We start from the raw sequence: 24,208 nt of genomic DNA on the forward strand, positions 1-24,208 counted from the left end.
TTTCTATCACATACCCAAATTTTTAAAGAACGATCTAGCCAAAGACTAGAAATCAACATTCACCATCATCACGATGGAATGCTCATTTCTAAGCTTTCAACAACAGAAGCAGTAGTGGTGGAGCCAAACGGGATCGAACCGTTGACCTCCTGCGTGCAAGGCAGGCGCTCTCCCAGCTGAGCTATGGCCCCGTATTGCTACAGGTTCCCACACAAAAATTGGTGGGTCTGGGCAGATTCGAACTGCCGACCTCACCCTTATCAGGGGTGCGCTCTAACCAACTGAGCTACAGACCCAATTTCGGGCTGCTTCTTATCGTCTTCTTCAATGAATCAAGCAATTCGTGTGGGAACTTATGGAGCAGCTGATGTCGTCGATTAAGGAGGTGATCCAGCCGCAGGTTCCCCTACGGCTACCTTGTTACGACTTCACCCCAGTCATGAATCACACCGTGGTAACCGTCCCCCCGAAGGTTAGACTAGCTACTTCTGGTGCAACCCACTCCCATGGTGTGACGGGCGGTGTGTACAAGGCCCGGGAACGTATTCACCGCGACATTCTGATTCGCGATTACTAGCGATTCCGACTTCACGCAGTCGAGTTGCAGACTGCGATCCGGACTACGATCGGTTTTCTGGGATTAGCTCCACCTCGCGGCTTGGCAACCCTCTGTACCGACCATTGTAGCACGTGTGTAGCCCAGGCCGTAAGGGCCATGATGACTTGACGTCATCCCCACCTTCCTCCGGTTTGTCACCGGCAGTCTCCTTAGAGTGCCCACCATGACGTGCTGGTAACTAAGGACAAGGGTTGCGCTCGTTACGGGACTTAACCCAACATCTCACGACACGAGCTGACGACAGCCATGCAGCACCTGTCTCAATGTTCCCGAAGGCACCGATCCATCTCTGGAAAGTTCATTGGATGTCAAGGCCTGGTAAGGTTCTTCGCGTTGCTTCGAATTAAACCACATGCTCCACCGCTTGTGCGGGCCCCCGTCAATTCATTTGAGTTTTAACCTTGCGGCCGTACTCCCCAGGCGGTCAACTTAATGCGTTAGCTGCGCCACTAAGAGCTCAAGGCTCCCAACGGCTAGTTGACATCGTTTACGGCGTGGACTACCAGGGTATCTAATCCTGTTTGCTCCCCACGCTTTCGCACCTCAGTGTCAGTATCAGTCCAGGTGGTCGCCTTCGCCACTGGTGTTCCTTCCTATATCTACGCATTTCACCGCTACACAGGAAATTCCACCACCCTCTACCATACTCTAGCTCGACAGTTTTGAATGCAGTTCCCAGGTTGAGCCCGGGGATTTCACATCCAACTTAACGAACCACCTACGCGCGCTTTACGCCCAGTAATTCCGATTAACGCTTGCACCCTCTGTATTACCGCGGCTGCTGGCACAGAGTTAGCCGGTGCTTATTCTGTCGGTAACGTCAAAACACTTACGTATTAGGTAAATGCCCTTCCTCCCAACTTAAAGTGCTTTACAATCCGAAGACCTTCTTCACACACGCGGCATGGCTGGATCAGGCTTTCGCCCATTGTCCAATATTCCCCACTGCTGCCTCCCGTAGGAGTCTGGACCGTGTCTCAGTTCCAGTGTGACTGATCATCCTCTCAGACCAGTTACGGATCGTCGCCTTGGTGAGCCATTACCTCACCAACTAGCTAATCCGACCTAGGCTCATCTGATAGCGCAAGGCCCGAAGGTCCCCTGCTTTCTCCCGTAGGACGTATGCGGTATTAGCGTCCGTTTCCGAGCGTTATCCCCCACTACCAGGCAGATTCCTAGGCATTACTCACCCGTCCGCCGCTCGCCACCAGGTACAAGTACCCGTGCTGCCGCTCGACTTGCATGTGTTAGGCCTGCCGCCAGCGTTCAATCTGAGCCATGATCAAACTCTTCAGTTCAAACATCTTTGGGTTTTTAAGAAACCCTAAACTTGGCTCAGCAATCGTTGGTTACATCTTTGATTTCTCGCGGAGTAACTTGTGATGCTGATAATCTTGTTGACTATCAGTCTGACCCCACAAGCACCCACACGAATTGCTTGATTCAGTTGTTAAAGAGCGGTTGGTTAAGAGCTTTCGTCTCAACCGAGGCGCGCATTCTACAGCAGCCTCTGTTGCTGTCAAGCGGTTATTTTCAGAAGTTTTCAAAGTTTCCTTTGTAACTTCAACCACTTGCGCTTTCGATCTCTCGTTAGCGGGAGGCGAATTCTACAGCGTTACTCGCTGCTGTCAACACCTCTTTTACACCGCTTTCGACCGAGAAGATCGAATCGTCAATTAGGCGAAAACACACTGCCTGACCGACTCCTTCTGGCTTCGATGACCTGAAGCGTAACCGCTGTCGAAAACTGCGTAACTCATTGTTTACCAAGGAGTTTTCCGTTTCGACTGCGCCGGAAGTGGGGCGAATTATAGACTTCCAGAATCTGCCGTCAACCCTTAATTGCGCTTTTCTATCAATCACTTGTAGAAAGCTGGAAACCAGCCCATTTCCCTCTATATAGGAGGGCAAAACCACTCCCTCTATATAGAAGGGATTCTCAGAGTACCCCAGCCTCTTTGAAAGCCGCCACGGCGCCAGCATCCAGACCCAACACTCGCTGCAGAACCTCCAATGTGTGCTCACCCAATAAAGGAGGCGCATTGCGGTACTCCACAGGCGTTTCGGACAGACGAATCGGACTCGCCACCTGCGGCACCATCCCTGCCAGCACATGAGGCAACTCAATCGCCAACCCACGCGCCTTAACCTGAGGATCGGCAAACACCTGAGCCAGATCATTGATCGGGCCGCACGGCACGCCTGCCTGCTCAAGCTGCAGTACCCACTCAGCAGTAGTCTTGAACACCGTCGCCTGGCGTATGAGCGGAATCAACACCGCACGATTCGCCACCCGCAACTTGTTGGTCGCAAAGCGTGGATCATCCGCCCACTGCGGCTGACCAGCCACTTCAGCAAACTTGCGAAACTGCCCGTCATTACCCACGGTGAGGATGAAGTCTCCATCCGCCGTAGGAAAGTCCTGATAAGGCACAATATTCGGATGAGCATTACCCAGGCGCTTCGGAGCATTACCTGTAGTCAGGTAATTCATTGCCTGGTTAGCCAGACAAGCCACCTGAACATCCAACAGCGCCATATCAATATGCTGACCGCCGCCGTCATGATCGCGATGAGCCAGTGCCGCCAGGATAGCCACCGTCGAGTAGAGACCGGTCAAGATGTCCGTCAGCGCCACGCCGACTTTTACCGGGCCAGCACCTTCGTCACCTTCGGGACGCCCAGTCAGGCTCATCAGACCGCCAAGCCCCTGGATCATGAAGTCATAACCCGCGCGCTTGGCGTAAGGGCCCGTCTGGCCAAACCCGGTAATTGAGCAATAAATCAGATTCGGATTGATCGCCTTTAGCGACTTATAGTCCAGCCCATAAGCCGCCAGACCACCCACCTTAAAGTTCTCGATGAGGATGTCCGACTTGGCCGCCAACTCACGCACCAGCTTTTGCCCCTCCGGGCGTGTGAAGTCGATGGTGACCGATTGCTTGTTACGATTGGCCGACAAGTAATAAGCGGCTTCGCTAGTGTTCTCGCCATAGGCGTCTTTAAGGAAGGGAGGCCCCCAGGCGCGCGTGTCATCGCCATTGCCCGGCCGCTCGACCTTGATCACCTCGGCGCCGAGATCAGCAAGAATCTGTCCAGCCCAGGGCCCGGCCAGCACCCGCGATAAATCCAGTACCCGTAGATGCGAAAGCGCGCCCATGGCCGTTCTCCTATTAATAGAACGCCTGGATGCCAGTCTGCGCACGACCGAGGATCAGTGCGTGGACGTCATGCGTACCTTCATAGGTATTCACTACTTCCAGGTTGACCAAATGGCGAGCAACACCGAACTCATCGGAAATACCGTTACCACCCAGCATGTCGCGCGCCATGCGAGCAATGTCCAGGGACTTGCCGCAGGAGTTGCGCTTCATCATCGAAGTGATTTCGACCGCCGCAGTACCTTCATCTTTCATACGACCCAGACGCAGGCAGCCTTGCAACGCCATGGTGATCTCGGTTTGCATGTCGGCCAGCTTCTTCTGGATCAGCTGAGTGGCGGCCAGTGGGCGCCCGAACTGCTGACGATCCAGGGTGTACTGGCGAGCGGTGTGCCAGCAGAACTCGGCAGCACCCAGCGCACCCCAGGAAATACCATAACGCGCCGAGTTGAGGCACGTAAAAGGACCTTTCAAACCACGGACATCCGGGAAGATGTTCTCTTCAGGGACAAACACGTTGTCCATGACGATCTCGCCGGTGATGGATGCACGCAGACCAACCTTGCCATGAATCGCAGGAGCACTCAGGCCTTTCCAGCCCTTCTCCAGAACGAATCCACGGATGTCGCCAGCGTCGTCTTTGCCCCAGACCACGAACACATCGGCAATCGGGCTGTTGGTGATCCACATCTTGTTGCCGGTCAGGCTGTAGCCGCCTTCCACTTTGCGTGCACGAGTAATCATCGCGCCCGGGTCGGAACCGTGGTCAGGCTCGGTCAGACCGAAGCAGCCAATCCATTCGCCTGAAGCCAGTTTCGGCAGATACTTCTGTTTCTGGGCTTCGGTACCGAATTCATTGATCGGCACCATGACCAGCGAAGACTGCACACTCATCATCGAGCGATAGCCGGAGTCGACACGTTCGACTTCACGGGCGATCAGGCCGTAGCTGACGTAGTTCAGGCCACTGCCACCATACTGCTCGGGGATGGTCGCGCCCAGCAGGCCAACTTCACCCATCTCGCGGAAGATCGCCGGGTCGGTCTTTTCATGGCGGAAAGCTTCGAGAACACGCGGCGCGAGCTTCTGCTGAGCGAATTGCTCAGCGGTGTCGCGGATCATGCGCTCTTCTTCGGTGAGCTGTTGATCCAACAGCAGGGGATCGATCCAGTTGAAGCTAGCTTTACCGCCCATGAGTGTGTCCTCTCGAATCGGGTCAAATAACGTGGACTGATCCTAGGCCGGGTTCGGCGTCACGGCAAACGAGGATTTTGCATACTGTTGTGCTAATTTCTCACTCCGTAACATCGCAAAATAGCTTTTATGCGATGTATTAGTGAGGTTGACGTACATGCGCAGGAAAATCCCCAGCACAACTGCCCTGATCAGCTTTGAAGCGGCAGCTCGCCACGAAAGCTTTACCAAGGCAGCCCAGGAGCTTTCGCTCACTCAGGGCGCAATTTGCCGACAGATCGCCAGTCTTGAGGAGTTCCTCAGCGTAGAACTGTTCCGACGCTCGCGACGCGGGGTCAAGCTGACGGAGGCCGGCCTTTCCTACAGCCGACGGGTAGCCACTCAACTGGATGCGGTTGAGCGGGACACCTTGTCAGTGATGGGCCAGCAAGGCGCCAACGTGATCGAACTGGCGGTGGTTCCGACCTTCGGCACTCAATGGTTGCTGCCACGACTCAAGGACTTCCAGCAAAAGCACCCGGAAGTGACGGTCAACCTCACCAACCGAACACGCCCCTTCCTGTTTGCCGACACCGACTTCGATGCCGCAATCTATTTTGGCGATGCGGACTGGTCGGGTACCGAATCCCACAGGTTGATGGGCGAAAATCCGATGCCGGTGTGTAGCCCCAACCTATTGGGGAAAAGGACACACCTGTCTCCCGGTGAAATCGCCGAATTGCCCCTGCTGCAGCAGACCACCCGCCCTTATGCCTGGCGACAGTGGTTCAACTCCCAGCACCTTAATGTGCCGCGCGACATGACAGGACCGCGCTACGAGCTATTCTCCATGCTTGCCCAAGCGGCGATGCATGACATGGGGATCGCGCTGATTCCACCATTTCTGATTCAACGCGAACTGGCAGAGAAGCGCCTGGTGGTAGCCAACGCCCAAGCGCTGTCGAGCATCAAGGCCTACTACCTGATGATTCCAGAGCGAAAGGTAGAATCGGCCTCTTTACGGGCATTTCGAGATTGGCTGGTCAATCAGGCACAGAGCTACAGCCTAGAAGGATAAAGGCTTAGCCTTATTAGCTGACCCCGTAGTCAGTAAAACAAAAGCACTACAGATATAAGTATTTGTCGCATATTCGAAGACTGTACCGACAAGCAGTACAAACGTCCTAAAAGTGCCTGAGTACGTGGCCTTGAGCCTCTATTGGGAAGCAATAACGACTCATTCACCTGACCGATGCGAAAACTCTTCAATTTTTACAAGAATCCTTACAAGGCACGGTATACAAGGGATTGAACCAGTTAGTTGCGACATTCGGTCACGGGGTGACTTGTAGTTAATTTTCCGTCACGCGCCATAACCCCTTGAAGGGCACTAAGTTCGCCTGCAAAATGACGCGCCCCGCCCTGATTTGGCGGGATCGTGCTGATCGGCCGCCCCAGCCGCACCATCCGAAGTGCCTGGGTTTACTCAATAAGATCACGCAGGAGATTTGACGTGCACATTGGTGTTCCTCTCGAAACCCAGACAGGTGAAACACGGGTTGCTGCAACCCCGGAAACCATCAAGAAGCTGATCGGCCAGGGTCATAAGGTCACTGTACAAAGCGGCGCCGGCATTAACGCCAGCGTTGTCGACAGTGCCTATGAAGCGGCAGGCGCAATTATTGGCAGCGCCAACGATGCGTTTGGTGCCGAGCTGATTCTCAAGGTGGTCGCCCCCAGCGACAGCGAACTGACGCTGATAAAAAGCGGCACCGTTGTGGTGGGCATGCTCAATCCGTTCAGCAATGAAACCATTGCCAAGCTGGCTGAGTGCGGCATTACCGCTTTCGCACTGGAGGCCGCACCGCGCACCTCCCGAGCTCAGAGCCTGGATGTGCTGTCCTCCCAAGCCAACATCGCCGGCTATAAAGCCGTGTTGCTGGCCGCTCACCACTATCCACGCTTCATGCCGATGCTGATGACCGCTGCGGGCACCGTGAAAGCGGCGCGCGTGCTGATTCTCGGCGCAGGGGTGGCCGGTTTGCAGGCGATCGCTACAGCGAAACGTCTGGGTGCAGTGATCGAAGCCTCCGACGTGCGTCCTGCGGTAAAAGAGCAGATCGAATCCCTCGGCGCCAAGTTCGTCGACGTACCTTACGAGACTGATGAAGAGCGCGAATGCGCCGTCGGTGTCGGCGGTTACGCGCGACCAATGCCCACCAGCTGGATGCAACGCCAGGCCCTGGCCGTGCATGAACGCGCCAAGCAGGCCGACATTGTCATCACCACCGCACTGATCCCGGGCCGCAAGGCGCCAACGTTGTTGAGCGCGGAGACCGTGGCGCAGATGAAGCCGGGTTCGGTGGTCATCGACCTCGCGGCAGCCCAGGGTGGTAACTGCCCGCTGACCGTGGCTGACCAGGTCGTCATCGAGAATGGCGTAATCATTTGCGGCCCGACCAACCTGGCCGGCGCAGTCGCGGCAGACGCTTCGGCACTGTACGCGCGCAACCTGCTGGACTTCCTGAAGCTGGTCTTCAACAAAGAAGGCCAGTTCGAGATCAACCTCGAAGACGACATCGTCGCCGCGTGCCTGATGTGCCGCGACGGCCAAGTCATCCGCAAAAACGCCTAAGCAGGGATTCAGACGATGGAAGAGCTTATTTCCCCCGGTATCTACAACCTGATCATCTTCGTGCTGGCGATTTATGTCGGTTATCACGTGGTCTGGAACGTTACACCTGCACTGCACACGCCTTTGATGGCTGTAACCAACGCAATCTCGGCGATCGTAATCGTCGGCGCCATGCTGGCGGCGGCATTAACCGTGACACCACTGGGCAAGACCATGGGCACCCTGGCGGTGGCGCTGGCGGCGGTGAACGTGTTTGGTGGCTTCCTGGTTACCCGCAGGATGCTTGAGATGTTCAAGAAAAAAGCCCCGAAAGCGGTAAAAGAAGAGGCGTCCAAGTAATGAGCATGAATCTCGTCACGACGCTCTACTTGATCGCGTCGATCTGCTTCATCCAGGCCCTGAAAGGCCTGTCGCACCCGACCACCTCGCGGCGCGGCAATGTGTACGGCATGCTCGGCATGGCGTTGGCGATCCTCACCACCGTCGGCCTCATCTATAAACTGGGTGCTGAGCCGGCCACCGCTGGCATCGGCTACGTCATCGTCGGCCTGCTGGTCGGCGGCACCGCCGGCTCGATCATGGCCAAGCGCGTTGAAATGACCAAGATGCCGGAACTGGTCGCCTTCATGCACAGCATGATCGGTATGGCTGCCGTGTTCATCGCCATCGCTGCTGTCGTCGAGCCACAATCGCTGGGTATCGTCAAGCAATTGGGTGATTCGATTCCGGCCGGTAACCGCCTGGAGCTGTTCCTGGGTGCGGCCATTGGTGCCATTACCTTCTCCGGTTCGGTGATCGCGTTCGGCAAGCTGTCGGGCAAGTACAAGTTCCGCCTGTTCCAGGGCGCACCGGTACAGTTCGGCGGACAGCACAAGTTGAACCTGATGTTGGGCTTGGCCACGCTCGGCCTGGGCATCACCTTCATGATGACTGGCAACCTCGGTGCTTTCGCCCTCATGCTGGCCCTGGCCTTCGTGATGGGTGTGCTGATCATCATCCCGATCGGCGGCGCCGATATGCCGGTGGTGGTGTCGATGCTCAACAGCTACTCCGGTTGGGCAGCGGCAGGTATCGGCTTCTCGCTGAACAACTCGATGCTGATCATTGCCGGCTCCCTGGTGGGTTCATCCGGTGCGATCCTCTCGTACATCATGTGCAAGGCGATGAACCGTTCTTTCTTCAACGTATTACTCGGCGGTTTCGGCAACACGGCAGATGCAGCTGGCCCGGCAGGTTCGAAAGAGGCCCGTCCGGTGAAATCCGGTTCGGCTGACGATGCGACCTTCCTGCTGACCAACGCCGATACCGTGATCATCGTTCCGGGTTATGGCCTGGCGGTGGCGCGCGCCCAACACTCACTGATGGAACTGGCGGAGAAGCTGACTCATCGCGGCGTGACCGTGAAGTTTGCGATCCACCCGGTGGCGGGTCGGATGCCAGGGCACATGAACGTCCTGCTGGCCGAGGCCGAAGTGCCTTACGAGCAAGTGTTCGAGATGGATGACATTAACTCCGAGTTCGGTCAGACCGACGTGGTGCTGGTGCTCGGCGCCAACGACGTGGTCAACCCGGCCGCGAAGAACGATCCGAAATCGCCAATTGCCGGTATGCCGATTCTCGAGGCCTATAAAGCCAAGACCGTGATCGTCAACAAGCGCTCGATGGCCAGCGGATATGCCGGCCTGGACAACGAACTGTTCTACCTGGACAAAACCATGATGGTCTTCGGCGACGCCAAGAAAGTCATCGAAGACATGGTTAAAGCCGTCGAGTAAAACCTGCGGAAGCAGCAATACCCAAAACCTCAGCCTTTAGTAGGCTGGGGTTTTTTATTGCCCGTGAAATTACCAGCGAACCCGACCAAAGGCTCTAAATCAGGGGTCGGCATTCGACCATGGTCGCGGGACGAATTTTTTTGAAATCACTAGACTGCGCTTCTTGCTTCCGTTGCCCGAGATAACAATCCATGTACCGTGATCGTATCCGCTTGCCTTCGTTGTTGGATAAGGTGATGAGCGCCGCTGACGCTGCCGCTTTGATTCAAGACGGCATGACCGTCGGCATGAGTGGTTTCACTCGCGCCGGCGAAGCCAAAGCCGTGCCCCACGCACTGGCCGAACGCGCCAAAATCACCCCTCTGAAAATCACGTTGATGACCGGCGCCAGCCTGGGCAACGACCTCGATAAACAGCTTACCGAAGCCGGCGTATTGTCACGACGCATGCCGTTCCAGGTCGACAGCACGCTGCGCAAGGCCATTAACGCCGGCGAAGTGATGTTCATTGACCAGCACCTCTCGGAAACCGTCGAGCAACTGCGCAACCAGCAGCTCAAACTGCCGGACATCGCGGTGATTGAGGCCGTGGCGATTACCGAGCAAGGCCATATCGTGCCGACCACTTCGGTGGGTAACTCGGCCAGCTTCGCGATTTTCGCCAAGCACGTGATCGTCGAGATCAACCTGGCGCACAACCCGAATCTCGAAGGCCTGCACGACATCTATATCCCGACCTATCGGCCGACCCGCACACCGATTCCGCTGGTCAAGGTCGATGATCGCATTGGCAGCACGGCCATCCCGATTCCGCCGGAAAAGATCGTTGCTATCGTGATCACCAATCAGCCCGACTCGCCGTCCACTGTGCTGCCGCCTGACGTTGATACCCAAGCCATTGCCGACCACCTTATCGACTTCTTCAAGCAGGAAGTGGCTGCCGGGCGCATGACCAACAAGCTCGGCCCGCTGCAAGCCGGTATCGGCAACATCGCCAACTCGGTGATGTGTGGCCTGATCGACTCGCCGTTCGAAGACCTCACCATGTATTCCGAAGTGTTGCAGGATTCGACGTTCGATCTGATTGACGCCGGCAAGCTGAGTTTTGCTTCCGGCAGTTCGATCACCTTGTCGAGCCGTCGCAATACCGATGTTTTCGGCAACCTTGAGCGCTACAAGGACAAACTGGTCCTGCGCCCGCAAGAAATTTCCAACCACCCGGAAGTGGTGCGTCGGCTCGGCATCATCGGCATCAACACGGCGCTTGAATTCGACCTGTATGGCAACGTCAACTCCACCCACGTCTGCGGCACGCGGATGATGAACGGCATCGGCGGTTCGGGCGACTTTGCGCGCAACGCGCATTTGGCGATCTTCGTGACCAAGTCGATCGCCAAGGGTGGCGCGATTTCCAGCGTGGTACCGATGGTCAGCCACGTCGATCACACCGAGCATGACGTTGACATCCTTGTCACGGAGATCGGTCTGGCGGACTTGCGTGGCCTGGCGCCGCGAGAGCGCGCGCGAGTCATCATCGATAACTGCGTGCACCCGGACTATCGCCAAGCCCTGGATGACTACTTCACAGCTGCTTGTGCACTCGGCGGACACACGCCGCATATTCTGCGTGATGCCCTGAGCTGGCACATCAACCTTGAAGAAACCGGGCGAATGCTGACGGTGTAATTGATACAGATGGCGGCTGACGCAAACACAGTTTCGTCAGCCTGCTGTTGCCAAGTAGAAATGTGCTTAAAACTGTACTGCTGTACCGGTCATTTCCTACCGAAATGGCCTACCTTTTTCGGCGAAATCATCTAAAACGCACCATGTTAGTGCCGACAAGTACAGTTGCCTCAATTTCGACCAGTACACCACCCATTAACAGTTAACTGGTACCTCACAATACAGGTGAACTGTATCTACAGGGACTAGCCAAACGAGAGGATCATTGGCATCAGTTAAACCACTACCTAATCCCGCCATAAGCGGAAGGATGTCAACCATGGAACGTACACTCAGTTCCGAGCTGTTTTTCGAAGACAACGCTGTAAAAACCCAGGCTTCCACGCCACTTCGCGTTCTCGCTAACCTGATGCTGTGGCAGCGCCGCATCTCCAGCCGCCATCAACTGGCTCGTCTGGATTCGCGTCTGCTGGCTGACGCCGGAATTAGCGAAGCACAACGCTACGAAGAGCTGAGCAAGCCGTTCTGGCGCTAAGTTAGCGTCGCTGGCTCTGACCCACCGGGTCCACCGCCAGCATCCAAATTGAAAAAACAAAGCCCGTCGTGGGAAACCACGACGGGCTTTGTCGTTTTGGGGCAACAATACGGATCATACAGAGGAGACCGCCCTTAACAGGTACAGTTTTATTATTTTAGAAACTGAACCAGTACAATTTCAGTGTAGTGTGTCTGTTGCGGTAGGTAGGAAGGGATCACCCTGAAATCCCGAATGGCCAACAAAAGGACCGCGCCATGAATCACTTACTGGATGTTTCCGTTTCCACGCCTCAATCAACGCCTCGCCCCCATTGGTTTCGTAAATTACTGAGGAGCCTCGCAAACTGCCTGGAAAGGGCCCGAACCCGGCGTTTACTGGGCCAACTCAATGACCGGCAGCTCTCAGACCTATGCATCAGCCGCGCGGATCGTCTCAACGAATTGGATAAACCATTCTGGCGCTAGCTCGGTGCTTGAGCAGACGGGACTGTTCGAACCGATACCCACAGGCCTAATATCCAGATAGAACGTGGCGAACGTTGCTTGACTGGCGTCTGACTCAACAGACACTGCGCCACCTCTTAATCGGTTTTTCCAAAGGAGTTCCACCATGTCCCGTCTTCGTCTGCTCAGCGCTGCAGCCCTGCTTGCCGTGGCAGCCAATTCCCACGCCTCCAGCTTTATCGTGACCACCGATACCGTCGTCGACGCGCTCAAGGCCACGTCCGATGCGACCTCCGATGTCACTTCGTCCTTTCGCGATGACAAAATCGTGCGCGCCGCCCGTGACGACGCCGCCAGCTTCGTTGCCAGCGAAGGCGCCATTCGTGGTGTGAAACTGGAAAGCGCACTCGACCATATTCGCCACCAGGCACCTCAGCTGAGCGCGACTGATGCACAACTGGCGCAAGCCATACTGACGATTTAAGCGGCATCACTGACGTGGGACACGCCCGCCGTGTCCCAATGTTTCGGCGCTGGCTCTAAACCGGGCATTGCGCTAGCCTTGGGACTCGCTTTCAGCTATCGAGTCTCATGCGTTTTCTTTCAAATCTGCTGATTACTCCGACCTTCATGGCAGCCTGCTGGGTGGGCTCGGCCCATGCCTTTGACGCCTTCAACCTTTCTACACAAGGCATCGTGGCCACCGGCTACGCCACAAGCATGGTGACCTCCGCCCCCTTCGACCGTAAGCTGCTCCTCGCGGCACAAGATGATGCTGCGGCGTTTATCGCCAGCGACGGCCAACTGCGAGGAGCACAACTGGAGTCCGCCCTGATTTATCTGCGCCGGACCCAGCCAAAACTTCATGCCAGCGACCTTGAACTGGCGCAGGCAATTCTCGTCCAATAGTTATCCTTGTTCTTGCGGAGTCGTTCCATGCGTAGCCCTCTGATTGTTGCCGCCCTTGGCCTGCTGTTATTGGCTGATGTGGCCCAGGCGCACACCCTGGTCGCCACCAGTAACATCCTCATCAACGCCACTCGGCGCACCCTTGATTTCACCTCCGATACCACGACGTCCATCCGTGACTCGAAGATCATTCGTGAAGCCCACGACGATGCAGCCAGTTTCGTTGCCAGCGATGGCGACATTCGTGGCGCGCACCTGGAAGCTGCCTTCAACACATTGCGCACCCGCGTACCGGAAGCGCGCGACGCCAGTGATCAGGTTCTCGCCGAAGCCATCCTCGCACTGTGAGGTCGCCAGGCGCCTGGCTGTTGGCCGGGGTCATGTTGCTGCTCGGCAACACGGCCCAGGCTGACTTGCAATTAAGGCTCAAGACCGACGGCCTCAGCCCCGCTCAACAGCAGGCCAGTCAGGCGTTGCTCGATGAAGCCATGCAGGCACTGCCGCCGCGGTTCATCGAGCAGCTCGACCGACGCATCGACGTCGGCTGGACCGATGACATGCCGAGCAACGCTTACGGTCAGGCGTCGCTGGTGTCCGAGCTCGATCTGAACCGCAATCTGCTTGCCAGCCTCACTGACGGCAGCGCCGCTACCAAGAAGACCTATCGTCCCCATGGCACCGTGCGCCGCGAAATGCTTGCCACTGTGTTGCACGAACTTACCCATATCTATGACCGCTCGCGCCTGTGGCCAGAAGCGGAACGCACGCTGATTCAGCGCTGCACCCAGCGCAACAGCAGCTCGGGACTGGTGGGTATCCCGGATCAATGCCGCGGCCAATCAGCACGGCGTTTTACCCTCAGCGACGACCCGCGCCTGCTCGACCTCGCCGGCTGGCCGCAGTACGTTGGTCGCCGCGGCGAGCGCGAACAACATAACCGGCAAATTGCCCGCAGCCCGGACATTTACGAAACAAGCAGCCCCAAGGAATTTGTCGCGGTCAACATGGAGTATTTCCTTCTCGACCCGGCCTACGCCTGCCGCCGTCCTGCGCTGTACCGCTATTACAAAGAACATTTCGGCTGGGCGCCCGCCGCTAAAGACGCGTGTGGCAAAACCTTCTCCTTCCTCAATGCCGGCAACGATTTCGCCAAAACGCCACTGGGCAAGGTCGATCCGGAACGAGTGTACGCCGTCGACTATCTGCTGGCTGAAGCCAACCAGAACTGGGTCAGCCGCTGGGGCCACAGCATGTTGCGGTTGGTGATCTGTGCACCCGGCCGGCCACGTGGGCCGGATTGTCGGCTGGATCTTGATCAGCATCTGGTGTTGTCCTACCGCGCCTTCGTCGGTGACGTGCAGCTGTCGAGCTGGGACGGATTGGTGGGCAAATATCCGTCGCGCCTGTTTGTCCTGCCGCTGGCCCAGGTAATCGACGAATACACCAAGACCGAATTGCGCAGCCTCGCGTCGGTGCCGCTGAATTTGTCGCGAGGCGAAATCGAAGACGTGGTGGAACACGCCGCCGAGATGCACTGGAGTTACGACGGCAACTACTTCTTCCTGTCCAACAACTGCGCGGTAGAAGGCCTGAAGTTACTGCGTAGCGGCACCAACAACGCGAAACTGGTCGGGCTGGACAACATCATGCCCAACGGCTTGCTGGAAGTGCTCAAGGGCCGCGGACTGGCGGACACCAGCGTGCTTGATGATCCCCGCGAAGCGCTGCGTCTGGGCTATCGTTTCGACTCCTTCCGCGATCGTTATCAAGCGATGTTCGAAGTGCTGAAGAAACACTTGCCGATCAAGCAGGAAAAGGTCGAAGACTGGCTCGCCTTGAAAGCTGAAGAGCGCCGGCAATGGATCGACCAAGCCGATTTGCGCACCAGCGCAGCCTTGCTGTTGTTGGAGCAGGCAGCCTTCCGCCAACAATTGGTGCTGGCCCAGGACGAAGTAAAGCAGCGCTATCTGGGCGCTCGGGAATTGAAAAACGGCGGCATGGACAAAGCCAACGCGACCTTGCAGCAAATTCTTGCCAACAGCGGATTCCTCAGCCGCCCGGCGGAGCTGCTTGGCACCGGGGGTTATGGATTGCCGCAGCCGAGTGAGTGGCAGCGTCTGGAGTCGGAAAGCAGCCTGCGGCAGAAGCAGCTTCAGGCACTGACAGGCGCTCTGGACAAAGAGGTGAGAGCGCTGCTCGAACCGAGCCGTGCGGCCGAGATGGCCGCCAATGAAGCCAACCTGAAGCAAGTCGGCGAGCATCTGAGGAAGTTGCACAAGGCGTCGGGCGGGTTGGAGTTACCGTAAACAATAGGCTACGCGGTTGATCCGCGAAGCCTCCAACGTCTACAGGCTGTTTCAAAGCACCCCTTCGAGAATTTCATAAACGATCCCGGTTCCTACGGCGACCAGTACAATGTCGCCGCCCGCACGACGCCATTCGTACCCTGGGTAATACGGCAACCGGCCCAAGGCACGGTTATCCAGGCGTTCGCCGTAATAGCCGTGAGGCAATGGCCGGCCACGAACCAGATGAATACCCGGAGGGGGCGGAGCACCGCGTACGAAATAGCCATGATTATCGTGGATAGTCTGGCGCACCGGGCCGAAGTCCCGTGGCGGAGGCCCGCCGCGATGATTGTCCTGCGGGCCACGGTGATCGTCGCCATGATTGTCACCGTGGTTATCGTAATGGCCCTGCTGCTGGCCGCCGCGGTCGTGATCGTCGCGCTGGTCGGCATTCGCATTCAGCAACGGGGTGGCACTGAGCATCAGCACACCCAAGCTGGCAATCAGACGTTTCGGCATTTTCATCGGGTCTTTCCTCACTGCACATACAGCAAAAAGGGCTTCAGAACGTAGTCCTGAAGCCCTCGGTCTTGCTGTTTAGTCTGTGCCGCGAGGCTCTAATTCCTCTGTATCAGAAACTTTACCTTCAGCTGACGCGGGCCTTACGCACGCCATCGGCCAGCGCCGCGCAAAGACTCAACACGCCATCGACAGCCTGATCCGGAGTCGACGCATTGGCGATGTGATCGATCAACGCCGAACCCACCACCACACCGTCCGCGAGGCGAGCGATGGACGCCGCTTGCTCCGGTGTGCGAATGCCGAAACCGATGCTGATCGGCAGATCAGTATGGCGACGCAGACGGGCAACCGCTTCTTCAACATGCTCCAGAGTCGCCGCGCCCGCACCGGTCACACCGGCAACAGACACGTAGTAAACGAAACCAGAGCTGCCGTTCAGAACAGTCGGCAGGCGCACATCATCGGTCGTCGGTGTCGTCAGACGGATGAAATCCAGACCTGCTGCCTGAGCCGGATCGCATAGCTCACCGTTATGCTCCGGCGGCAAGTCGACAACGATCAGACCGTCAACACCGGCATCGACGGCGTCGGCAATGAAACGCGGCACGCCATACATGTGAATCGGGTTGAAGTAGCCCATCAACACCAGCGGCGTCTCGCTGTTGCCTTCACGGAACTCGCGAACCATTTGCAGGGTTTTCGCCAGGTTCTGCTTGGCGCCGAGGGCGCGGATGTTGGCCAACTGGATTGCCGGGCCGTCGGCCATTGGATCGGTGAAGGGCATGCCCAACTCGATCACGTCGGCACCGGCGCCGGGCAAGCCTTTGAGGATCGCCAGAGAGGTGTCATAGCTCGGGTCGCCAGCGGTAACGAAGGTCACCAAGGCGGCACGATTCTGTTCCTTGAGTTCGGAAAAACGCGTTTGCAGGCGGCTCATCAGTGTTTCTCCTGCTTGGATTGCTCTTGCTGAGAGTGTTCCATGTGGTGCATCACGGTTTGCATGTCTTTGTCGCCACGGCCGGACAGGTTGACCACCATCAGGTGATCTTTTGGCAGGGTCGGTGCGCGTTTGAACACTTCGGCCAGGGCATGGGCGCTTTCCAGTGCAGGAATAATCCCTTCCAGGCGACAGCATTTGTGGAATGCGTCGAGGGCTTCGTCGTCGGTTACCGAGGTGTACTGAACGCGGCCGATGTCGTGCAACCAGGCGTGTTCCGGTCCGATACCTGGGTAGTCGAGGCCGGCAGAGATGGAATGAGCGTCGATGATCTGGCCATCGTCGTCCTGCAGCAAGAAGGTCCTGTTACCGTGCAGCACGCCCGGTACGCCGCCATTCAAGCTGGCTGCGTGCTTGCCGGTTTCGATGCCGTAACCGGCGGCTTCAACGCCAATGATCTCGACGCTCTTGTCATCAAGAAACGGGTGAAACAGGCCCATGGCGTTGGAACCACCACCGATACACGCCACAAGGCTGTCCGGCAGACGACCTTCCTGAGCTTGCAGTTGAGTACGGGTTTCTTTGCCGATAACGGCCTGGAAGTCACGAACCATCGCAGGATAAGGGTGCGGACCGGCCACAGTGCCGATCAGGTAGAAGGTGCTGTCGACGTTGGTCACCCAGTCACGCAGGGCTTCGTTCATCGCATCTTTCAAGGTACCGGTACCGGCCACGACCGGGATTACTTCGGCGCCCAACAGCTTCATGCGAAATACGTTGGCTTGCTGACGTTCGATGTCAGTGGTGCCCATGTAGATCACGCAATCAAGGCCAAAACGTGCAGCCACGGTGGCCGTCGCCACGCCGTGCATGCCAGCGCCGGTCTCGGCGATGATGCGTTTCTTGCCCATGCGCCGCGCCAGCAGGATCTGGCCAATGCAGTTGTTGATCTTGTGCGCGCCGGTGTGGTTCAGCTCTTCGCGCTTGAGGTAAATCTTCGCGCCACCGCAGAACTCTGTCAGACGTTCGGCAAAGTACAGCGGGCTTGGACGACCTACGTAGTCGCGCTGGAAGTAGGCCAATTCTTCTTTGAACGCAGGATCATCCTTGGCCAATTCGTATTCACGGGCCAGGTCGAGGATCAACGGCATCAGGGTTTCGGCGACGTAACGGCCGCCGAACGCGCCAAACAGGCCGTTGGCGTCGGGGCCGTTGCGCAGATTAGTCTGGGTCATGGGTCGCTCCAGTGAATGCGTGAGATGACAATGGGGTTAACTCTACCCCTGATGTTTTGAGCTGAAAACCGATAAGATCGCCGTAACCTGTCAGGAAAACTCACAAATCCAATGAGCCATGACCTTCCTCCGCTGAACGCCCTTCGAGCCTTCGAAGCGACTGCCCGCTTGAACAGCGTCAGCAAGGCCGCAGAACAGCTGCACGTCACCCATGGCGCGGTCAGCCGTCAGCTCAAGGTATTGGAAGAACACCTCGGCGTGAGCCTGTTCATCAAGGATGGACGCGGCCTGAAACTCACAGATGCCGGCATTCGTTTGCGCGATGCCAGCGGTGAGGCGTTCGAGCGCTTGCGGACTGTTTGTGCAGAGCTGACCCAAAGTACCGCCGATGCGCCTTTCGTACTGGGTTGCTCGGGAAGCTTGCTGGCACGCTGGTTTATTCCCAGGTTGGGACGGTTGAATACCGACCTGCCGGACCTGCGCCTGCACCTGTCGGCTGGCGAGGGTGATCTCGATCCACGGCGTCCGGGACTGGATGCCTTGCTGGTGTTTGCCGAGCCACCGTGGCCAGCGGACATGCAGGTGTATGAGTTGGCGAGCGAACGCATCGGCCCGGTCATGAGCCCGCGATTCGCGGGCCACGAACGTCTGCAAGACGCACCGCCGACAGCGCTGCTGAACGAGCCATTACTGCACACCACCTCACGCCCACAGGCCTGGCCTAGCTGGGCACAGCAAATAGGCCTCGACGCAAAGGCGTTGAAGTACGGTCAGGGTTTCGAGCATTTGTATTATTTGCTGGAGGCCGCAGTGGCCGGGCTGGGTGTGGCGATTGCCCCTGAACCGCTGGTGGCCGAGGACTTGAAGGCCGGTCGCCTGGTTGCGCCATGGGGCTTCAGTGAAACCCCGGCGCAACTGGCGTTGTGGCTACCCAAGCGCGCCGCGGACGGGCGCGCTCGGCAACTGGCGCAGTGGCTCAAAAACGAGCTGCGCCAGACGGATTAATCACCGCGTTTGAACAGCAGATAAGCCGCGAGCAGACCCAATGCACCGACGGCGACACCCGCTGTAGTCCAAGGGTGTTCCTGCGCGTAGTCCCGCGTGGCAATCCCGGTTTCACGGGTTTTGACTTTGACTTCTTCATACGCATCGCTGAGCAGATGGCGCGAATGCTTCAGCGCGTTTTCGGCGTTGCTTTTCAAGGCTTTTAGGGTTTTACGCGACTCATCCGAGGCGTCGTCTTTCAAGTTTTCCAAAGATTTCAGCAGACTCTCGATCTCGGCTTCCATGCTTTGCAATGAGGCTTTACGTAAAGAGGTGTTGGCCATGGTGGCTCTCCTGCATTGATTGAGTTGCGTGTGTTGGTTGGGACTTCAGGGGTTCGAGAAAGTGCAGTAAATCTGAACGCCCCTCTTGGATTGGCTGGCAGCAGTAAGACGAAAAATCACTGCTAGGCTGTATTTCACACCCTGAGGAGAACGCCATGACTGACCATCACACCTACAAGAAAGTCGAACTGGTTGGCTCGTCCACCAGCAGCATTGAAGACGCCATCAACAACGCACTGGCCGAAGCCAGTAAAAGTCTCAAGTACATGGAATGGTTCGAAGTGACCGAAACCCGCGGGCACATCAAGGACGGCAAGGCTGCACACTTCCAGGTGACGCTCAAAGTCGGTTTCCGGATTGCCAGCAGCTGAGTTTGAGCTAATCTTCGGAAATTGCGCGCTGGCCGAGCGCCATAGGGAATGGCAAAGCGCTACATCAGTACATCCGGCTGATCGCTGGGTGCCCCTATTGATCCGACCAGGGAATGCGATCGATGAAGTATTTTATTTTGGCGGTAGGTTTGTTGAGTCTTGCGGGAACCGCCCTGGCTCAGGGCAAGTCGTGCGAAGAGCTGAAAGCTGAAATCACAGCGAAACTTGATGCCAAGGGCATTTCTAATTATTCACTGGAAATCGTCGATAAAGGCGCTGCTGCTGGCGGGAAAATCGTCGGCACCTGTGAAAAAGGCTCCAAGCAAATCGTCTACAAGCAAGGCTGACCTCCCTCGAAAATGAAAAAGCCGACGCAATGACGTCGGCTTTTTTGTGCTCGTTTTTTGAGCGTCAGCCCTTCATGACCTGCGCCAGCAGCTCATAGGAGTGCACACGATCGGCATGTTCGTACAGGTCGCAGGTGAAAATCAGCTCGTCCGCCTGGGTCTGCTCGATCAGCACTTCCAGTTTGGCGCGGATTTTTTGCGGACTGCCGACCATGGCCAGACCAAGGAAATCGCCGACCGCCTCTTTCTCATGAGGCAGCCACAGGCCGTCCATGGTTTTTACCGGCGGACGTTGCACCAGACTCTGGCCACGCATCAACGCCAGGATGCGCTGGTAGACCGAGGTCGCCAGATAATCGGCCTGCTCATCGGTATCAGCAGCCACCAACGGAACACCGAGCATCACGTAGGGTTTATCCAATACCGCTGAAGGCTTGAAGTGATTGCGGTAGACGCGAATGGCCTCATGCATGAAACGCGGTGCGAAATGTGAGGCAAAGGCGTAAGGCAAACCGCGCTCGCCAGCCAGTTGTGCACTGAACAGGCTGGAGCCCAGCAACCAGACCGGGACATGGGTGCCGGTGCCCGGCATCGCGATAATCCGCTGGTCCGGGGTGCGCGGACCGAGGTAGCGCATCAGTTCCGCCACGTCCTCCGGGAAATCGTCGGCGCTGCCGGAGCGTTCACGACGCAAGGCGCGGGCGGTCATCTGATCGGAACCGGGGGCACGACCCAGGCCCAGGTCAATCCGGCCCGGGTACAGACTTTCGAGCGTACCGAACTGCTCGGCGATCACCAGCGGCGCGTGGTTGGGCAACATCACGCCACCGGAGCCGACACGTATAGTCGAAGTGCCACCTGCCAAGTAACCAAGCAATACCGAGGTCGCCGAACTGGCAATACCGTCCATGTTGTGGTGTTCGGCAACCCAGAAACGGTTGTAGCCGAACTTCTCGACGTGCTGCGCCAGGTCCAGGGAATTGCGCAGCGACTGGGCCGCGCTGCCGTTCTCCCGCACAGGCACCAGATCAAGGGTCGAGAACTTGATATCGGACAGTTGTTTCATAAGCCTGCTTCTCCAATTGAGGGCGCAGGTTTTTTCTTACAAACGAAAACCTGCCGAATCTATAAGCGTGTTCATGCAATGAGGGCATATACCCGAGTTTCAATAGCAGGGCCAAAAATCCTACGAAATAATCGGACCTATCAGATCAGGTGAACTTTGCACCACCGTCTATCCTCAGAACCCTAGCAACCGAAAAACACGAAGGCGTGACGCTTCGCGCCGGATCTTGAGGAGGCAGACATGGCTATTACGAAGAAAGCATCGGCTCATTGGGAAGGTGACCTGAAAACCGGCATCGGCTCGATTTCCACGGAAACCGGTGTACTCAGAGAAGCACCCTACGGCTTCAAGGCACGTTTCGAAGGCGGCAAGGGCACCAATCCGGAAGAGCTGATCGGCGCGGCGCACGCGGGCTGCTTCTCCATGGCGTTTTCGATGATTCTCGGCGATGCCGGTCTCAAGGCCGACAGCATCGATACCAATGCCGAAGTCACCCTGGACCAAGTGGACGGTGGTTTTGCGATCACGGCAGTGAAATTGATTCTCAAGGCGAAAATTCCTGGGGCGACTCAGGCGCAGTTCGAGGAGCTGAGCAATAAAGCCAAAGAGGGCTGCCCGGTTTCCAAAGTGCTGAATGCGAAAATCAGTCTGGATGCAACGTTGGTCAGCTGATAGCGGGTTGTCGCGCGCCCCGATAAAAGATCGCAGCCTCGGCGGGCTGCGTTCTTTTTTTGCCCTGAAACAAAACCTGGCTGGCGAGATTGTGGTCGAATAAATGACAGCAGCGAAAGCGCATTACCGTGCGCGCTGCCTCAAAGGAGCTTCAACCATGAAACGTTTTGCCTTGGCGGTTATCTGCTGCGCGCTGGCCACATCGGCCCTGGCCGCACCGAAATCCTGTGAAGAACTCAAGGCCGAGATTGAAGCCAAGATCCAGGCCAATAACGTCTCGTCCTACACCCTGGAGATCGTCACCAATGATGAAGTGCACGATCAGAACATGGTCGTCGGCACGTGCGAAAACGGCACCAAGAAAATCATCTACCAGAAGAACGACCGCTGATTCACCTCACATGAGGCAATAGGACTCTCGGTCTTCAGCGACGATTTCACGCTTGGCGTTGTACAACCGGGCGCCGGGGGTGAACGCTATCGAGCGGCCTTCCAGTACATAACGCTGGCCGGCTTCGAAATGATCGTAGTTGATGGTCAGGTAGCACAAGCGTTCCGTGGGAGCGCTCATCATGCCCATGCCCCCACCACCGGGTACTTCAAAGTCGAATCGAACAATCAGCTCATGGCTACCGGGGGTGACCTGGAAAAAACGCCCGTCGCGCAATCGCTGCTTGTCCAGTCGTTCGGCCATCAGCAATTTATCGTTGGGGAATGGCGTAGAGAATTCGACCCAGGCCATCTGCGGATTTACCGCCGGCAGCGGGCTCTGACAGCCAGCAACAACGCTTGCAGCAAGCAATAGCATTAACCTGCGCATGATAAATGTCCCGAGGATTGGGCATTCAGCATAGCGCTGATCAACTGCGTTGGCAGCCTGCCGGTACACCCCGGCCAATCACTTTTCGCTGCTGATCATAGAGCTTTGCCCACGGCCGAAAACCGATATTCCCCGCCTGCAGTTGATACCGCTCGCCAGCGTTGAAGTCGTTGAATTTCACGTTCAACTGGCAGTCACGCCATAGCGGCTCGGCGTCGGGCCCAATGTTGGTTGGCGCGACCGGGAATTGGTAACGAACCGTCAGCTCATGGCTACCTGGCTGAACCTCGAAATAGCGCTTGTCGGTGGAGGCCTTGTCATCGACTTCCAGCGCTTGCAGCGCGGTGTCTTCCTGCTTCGATTCCAGGTCGATCCACGCTTGAGCCGGATCATGGGAAGGTAATCCGAATCCAGCACAACCTGCCAGCATCAGCAGGCTTCCTGTCAGCATCAACGTGCGCATAGCGGAGCTCCAGTCAGGCGGGATAGTCTTGCGGGCAGACTCTCCAGGGATGATTCATTTTGATCAGGCCGCTTCCAAGCCTTGGGTTACTTGATCGCGTTTTACGCATTTTGTTTCCGGGTGTGTTGTATTTGTTGCTCAACGGTTGCGCCAGCGTCAGCTATTACGGCCAATTGGCCAGTGGTCAGCTGCAATTGCTGCGGGCACGGGAGCCGGTTTCCACAGTGATTGCCGATCCCGGTCGCGATCAGCTATTGCGTGCGCACCTGACTCAATCGCAAAAGGCCCGCACGTTCGCCAGCCAACAGCTGCATCTGCCGGATAACCAGAGTTACCGTTTGTACGCCGACATTGGCCGGCCATTCGTAGTCTGGAATGTCTTCGCCACGCCGGAATTTTCTCTGACGCCGCAGAACCATTGCTTCCCGGTCGCCGGTTGCGTGGCCTATCGCGGTTTTTACAGTCAGAGCGCGGCCCGCGGTGAGGCGGCATTGCAACGACTGCAAGGTATGGACGTGTCGATCGGTGGCGTCGAGGCTTATTCGACGCTCGGCTGGTTCAACGATCCGATCATCAGTTCGATGATGGGCTGGGGCGACGAACGATTGGCCACGCTGATCTTCCATGAACTGGCGCATCAACGCTTTTATGTGAAGGACGACACCGAATTCAATGAGTCTTTCGCCACCTTCGTCGAACAGGAAGGCACCCGCCAATGGCGTGCATTCCGCGGCCTCGCGCCAGACAGCGGCGCGCAGGTGCAGCAACGGGACCAGTTTATTCAATTGGTTCTGGATACCCGCTCGCGACTTGAACGGCTGTACACCCTCCCCCTGGCCGCCGACCCGATGCGCCAGCGCAAAGCCGCCGAGTTCGAGCGATTGCGGGGTGAATACCGGCAGCTGCGCGATAGCCAGTGGGCCGGGGACAAACGCTATGACGCGTGGATCAATGCGCCGATGAACAATGCCCGGCTGTTGCCGTTTGGGCTGTACGACCAATGGGTGTCGGCGTTTTCGGCATTGTTCAGACAGGCGGGTGGGGATTGGGTGAAGTTTTATGCGGCCGTCGAGAAGCTCGGAGCCTTACCGGTTGTTGAGCGTAAAGCGGCTTTGAAAGTATTGTCTGGATCATAAAGTTTCGGTGGCTGAGCGGGCCTCTTCGCGAGCAGGCTCGCTCCCACAGGGTATCTATACACCGCAGATCCAATGTGGGAGCGAG

At 57.1% G+C, this 24,208-nt stretch carries 26 protein-coding genes, 2 tRNA genes and 1 rRNA gene; 17 read left to right on the forward strand and 12 right to left on the reverse strand.

The features are described from left to right. Positions 1-115 precede the first annotated feature (115 nt). From ACYZT5_RS23910 to ACYZT5_RS23930, 5 genes are all read right to left on the reverse strand, one after another. A tRNA-Ala gene (locus ACYZT5_RS23910) sits at positions 116-191 on the reverse strand. 28 nt (positions 192-219) lie between these two features. After that, positions 220-296: transfer RNA gene (locus tag ACYZT5_RS23915), tRNA-Ile, on the reverse strand. An 82-nt stretch (positions 297-378) separates the two neighbouring features. Further along, positions 379-1,917, reverse strand: a 16S ribosomal RNA gene (locus ACYZT5_RS23920). 641 nt (positions 1,918-2,558) lie between these two features. Continuing rightward, positions 2,559-3,779, reverse strand: a complete 1,221-nt coding sequence (locus ACYZT5_RS23925) for a CaiB/BaiF CoA transferase family protein (protein ID WP_462047678.1) — start codon at positions 3,777-3,779, stop codon at positions 2,559-2,561. Between the two features lie 13 nt (positions 3,780-3,792). Beyond that, positions 3,793-4,974 carry an acyl-CoA dehydrogenase gene (locus ACYZT5_RS23930; RefSeq protein ID WP_462047679.1) on the reverse strand — a complete coding sequence of 394 codons (1,182 nt, stop codon included), beginning with the start codon at positions 4,972-4,974 and terminating at the stop codon, positions 3,793-3,795. A gap of 157 nt (positions 4,975-5,131) precedes the next feature. Here ACYZT5_RS23930 and ACYZT5_RS23935 point away from each other — a divergent pair, with 157 nt between their 5' ends. The 11 genes from ACYZT5_RS23935 (at position 5,132) to ACYZT5_RS23985 (ending at position 15,244) form a co-directional block, all read left to right on the forward strand. After that, the gene (locus ACYZT5_RS23935; RefSeq protein WP_462047680.1) at positions 5,132-6,031 is read left to right on the forward strand and encodes a LysR family transcriptional regulator; all 900 of its coding nucleotides are present in this window, start codon (positions 5,132-5,134) and stop codon (positions 6,029-6,031) included. Positions 6,032-6,466: 435 nt separating this feature from the next. After that, positions 6,467-7,588, forward strand: coding sequence for a Re/Si-specific NAD(P)(+) transhydrogenase subunit alpha (locus tag ACYZT5_RS23940; RefSeq protein ID WP_462047681.1), 1,122 nt, complete (start codon positions 6,467-6,469; stop codon positions 7,586-7,588). Positions 7,589-7,603: 15 nt separating this feature from the next. After that, positions 7,604-7,927 carry an NAD(P) transhydrogenase subunit alpha part 2 gene (locus tag ACYZT5_RS23945; RefSeq protein WP_017335806.1) on the forward strand — a complete coding sequence of 108 codons (324 nt, stop codon included), beginning with the start codon at positions 7,604-7,606 and terminating at the stop codon, positions 7,925-7,927. Then, a complete protein-coding gene (locus ACYZT5_RS23950) occupies positions 7,927-9,363 on the forward strand; it encodes an NAD(P)(+) transhydrogenase (Re/Si-specific) subunit beta (protein WP_462047682.1) in 1,437 nt (478 codons plus the stop codon). Before ACYZT5_RS23945 ends, ACYZT5_RS23950 begins: the two co-directional genes overlap by 1 nt. 191 nt (positions 9,364-9,554) lie before the next feature. Beyond that, the gene (locus ACYZT5_RS23955; protein ID WP_462047683.1) at positions 9,555-11,048 is read left to right on the forward strand and encodes an acetyl-CoA hydrolase/transferase family protein; all 1,494 of its coding nucleotides are present in this window, start codon (positions 9,555-9,557) and stop codon (positions 11,046-11,048) included. A 319-nt stretch (positions 11,049-11,367) separates the two neighbouring features. After that, complete coding sequence (locus ACYZT5_RS23960; protein ID WP_008154465.1) at positions 11,368-11,583, forward strand: DUF1127 domain-containing protein; 216 nt, start codon at positions 11,368-11,370, stop codon at positions 11,581-11,583. A 257-nt stretch (positions 11,584-11,840) separates the two neighbouring features. Beyond that, positions 11,841-12,050 (forward strand): DUF1127 domain-containing protein, encoded by a 210-nt coding sequence (locus ACYZT5_RS23965; protein WP_462047684.1) that lies wholly within the window; start codon positions 11,841-11,843, stop codon positions 12,048-12,050. 145 nt (positions 12,051-12,195) lie between these two features. Next, complete coding sequence (locus ACYZT5_RS23970; protein WP_462047685.1) at positions 12,196-12,513, forward strand: DUF2388 domain-containing protein; 318 nt, start codon at positions 12,196-12,198, stop codon at positions 12,511-12,513. 107 nt (positions 12,514-12,620) lie between these two features. Further along, positions 12,621-12,938, forward strand: coding sequence for a DUF2388 domain-containing protein (locus tag ACYZT5_RS23975; protein ID WP_462047686.1), 318 nt, complete (start codon positions 12,621-12,623; stop codon positions 12,936-12,938). A 27-nt stretch (positions 12,939-12,965) separates the two neighbouring features. Further along, a complete protein-coding gene (locus ACYZT5_RS23980) occupies positions 12,966-13,286 on the forward strand; it encodes a DUF2388 domain-containing protein (protein WP_462047687.1) in 321 nt (106 codons plus the stop codon). After that, positions 13,283-15,244 (forward strand): DUF7844 domain-containing protein, encoded by a 1,962-nt coding sequence (locus ACYZT5_RS23985; protein ID WP_462047688.1) that lies wholly within the window; start codon positions 13,283-13,285, stop codon positions 15,242-15,244. The genes ACYZT5_RS23980 and ACYZT5_RS23985 overlap by 4 nt, the downstream gene beginning before the upstream one ends. Before the next feature lie 51 nt (positions 15,245-15,295). Here ACYZT5_RS23985 and ACYZT5_RS23990 read toward each other — a convergent pair whose 3' ends face one another. The 3 genes from ACYZT5_RS23990 to trpB all read right to left on the reverse strand — a co-directional run bounded on the left by ACYZT5_RS23990 (position 15,296) and on the right by trpB (position 17,920). Further along, on the reverse strand, positions 15,296-15,751 hold the full coding sequence (locus ACYZT5_RS23990; RefSeq protein ID WP_462047689.1) for an anti-virulence regulator CigR family protein: 456 nt from the start codon (positions 15,749-15,751) through the stop codon (positions 15,296-15,298). A gap of 121 nt (positions 15,752-15,872) precedes the next feature. Further along, entirely contained in the window at positions 15,873-16,685 is an 813-nt protein-coding gene (gene trpA, locus ACYZT5_RS23995) for a tryptophan synthase subunit alpha (protein WP_462047690.1), read from the reverse strand. Further along, positions 16,685-17,920: a tryptophan synthase subunit beta gene (trpB, locus tag ACYZT5_RS24000; protein WP_309674347.1), complete on the reverse strand. Its 1,236-nt coding sequence runs from the start codon at positions 17,918-17,920 to the stop codon at positions 16,685-16,687. The genes trpA and trpB overlap by 1 nt, the downstream gene beginning before the upstream one ends. Before the next feature lie 111 nt (positions 17,921-18,031). Here trpB and ACYZT5_RS24005 point away from each other — a divergent pair, with 111 nt between their 5' ends. Next, positions 18,032-18,925: a LysR family transcriptional regulator gene (locus ACYZT5_RS24005; RefSeq protein ID WP_462047691.1), complete on the forward strand. Its 894-nt coding sequence runs from the start codon at positions 18,032-18,034 to the stop codon at positions 18,923-18,925. On the opposite strand, the gene ACYZT5_RS24010 is transcribed toward ACYZT5_RS24005, so the two are convergent. Next, positions 18,922-19,248: an ElaB/YgaM/YqjD family protein gene (locus tag ACYZT5_RS24010; RefSeq protein WP_008152522.1), complete on the reverse strand. Its 327-nt coding sequence runs from the start codon at positions 19,246-19,248 to the stop codon at positions 18,922-18,924. The genes ACYZT5_RS24005 and ACYZT5_RS24010 overlap by 4 nt on opposite strands. Before the next feature lie 155 nt (positions 19,249-19,403). Here ACYZT5_RS24010 and ACYZT5_RS24015 point away from each other — a divergent pair, with 155 nt between their 5' ends. Then, the gene (locus ACYZT5_RS24015; RefSeq protein ID WP_008027736.1) at positions 19,404-19,619 is read left to right on the forward strand and encodes a dodecin; all 216 of its coding nucleotides are present in this window, start codon (positions 19,404-19,406) and stop codon (positions 19,617-19,619) included. Between the two features lie 122 nt (positions 19,620-19,741). Next, positions 19,742-19,966 carry a DUF1161 domain-containing protein gene (locus ACYZT5_RS24020; protein WP_462047692.1) on the forward strand — a complete coding sequence of 75 codons (225 nt, stop codon included), beginning with the start codon at positions 19,742-19,744 and terminating at the stop codon, positions 19,964-19,966. A 64-nt stretch (positions 19,967-20,030) separates the two neighbouring features. Here ACYZT5_RS24020 and ACYZT5_RS24025 read toward each other — a convergent pair whose 3' ends face one another. Continuing rightward, a complete protein-coding gene (locus ACYZT5_RS24025) occupies positions 20,031-21,032 on the reverse strand; it encodes an LLM class flavin-dependent oxidoreductase (RefSeq protein WP_462047693.1) in 1,002 nt (333 codons plus the stop codon). Positions 21,033-21,272: 240 nt separating this feature from the next. On the opposite strand from ACYZT5_RS24025, the gene ACYZT5_RS24030 reads away from it, so the two are divergent. Beyond that, positions 21,273-21,704, forward strand: coding sequence for an OsmC family protein (locus tag ACYZT5_RS24030; protein WP_008152515.1), 432 nt, complete (start codon positions 21,273-21,275; stop codon positions 21,702-21,704). A 157-nt stretch (positions 21,705-21,861) separates the two neighbouring features. Further along, complete coding sequence (locus tag ACYZT5_RS24035; RefSeq protein ID WP_008008029.1) at positions 21,862-22,095, forward strand: DUF1161 domain-containing protein; 234 nt, start codon at positions 21,862-21,864, stop codon at positions 22,093-22,095. A 6-nt stretch (positions 22,096-22,101) separates the two neighbouring features. Here the strand turns inward: ACYZT5_RS24035 and ACYZT5_RS24040 are convergent, their stop codons facing one another. Both ACYZT5_RS24040 and ACYZT5_RS24045 read right to left on the reverse strand, forming a co-directional pair. Further along, entirely contained in the window at positions 22,102-22,524 is a 423-nt protein-coding gene (locus ACYZT5_RS24040; protein ID WP_462047694.1) for a PA0061/PA0062 family lipoprotein, read from the reverse strand. Positions 22,525-22,564: 40 nt separating this feature from the next. Beyond that, the gene (locus tag ACYZT5_RS24045; protein WP_462047695.1) at positions 22,565-22,987 is read right to left on the reverse strand and encodes a PA0061/PA0062 family lipoprotein; all 423 of its coding nucleotides are present in this window, start codon (positions 22,985-22,987) and stop codon (positions 22,565-22,567) included. Between the two features lie 59 nt (positions 22,988-23,046). Between ACYZT5_RS24045 and ACYZT5_RS24050 the strand changes: the two genes are divergently transcribed. Next, a complete protein-coding gene (locus tag ACYZT5_RS24050; protein ID WP_462047696.1) occupies positions 23,047-24,123 on the forward strand; it encodes an aminopeptidase in 1,077 nt (358 codons plus the stop codon). The last annotated feature ends 85 nt before the right edge of the window (positions 24,124-24,208 follow it).

The organism is Pseudomonas sp. LB3P14, assembly GCF_054898045.1.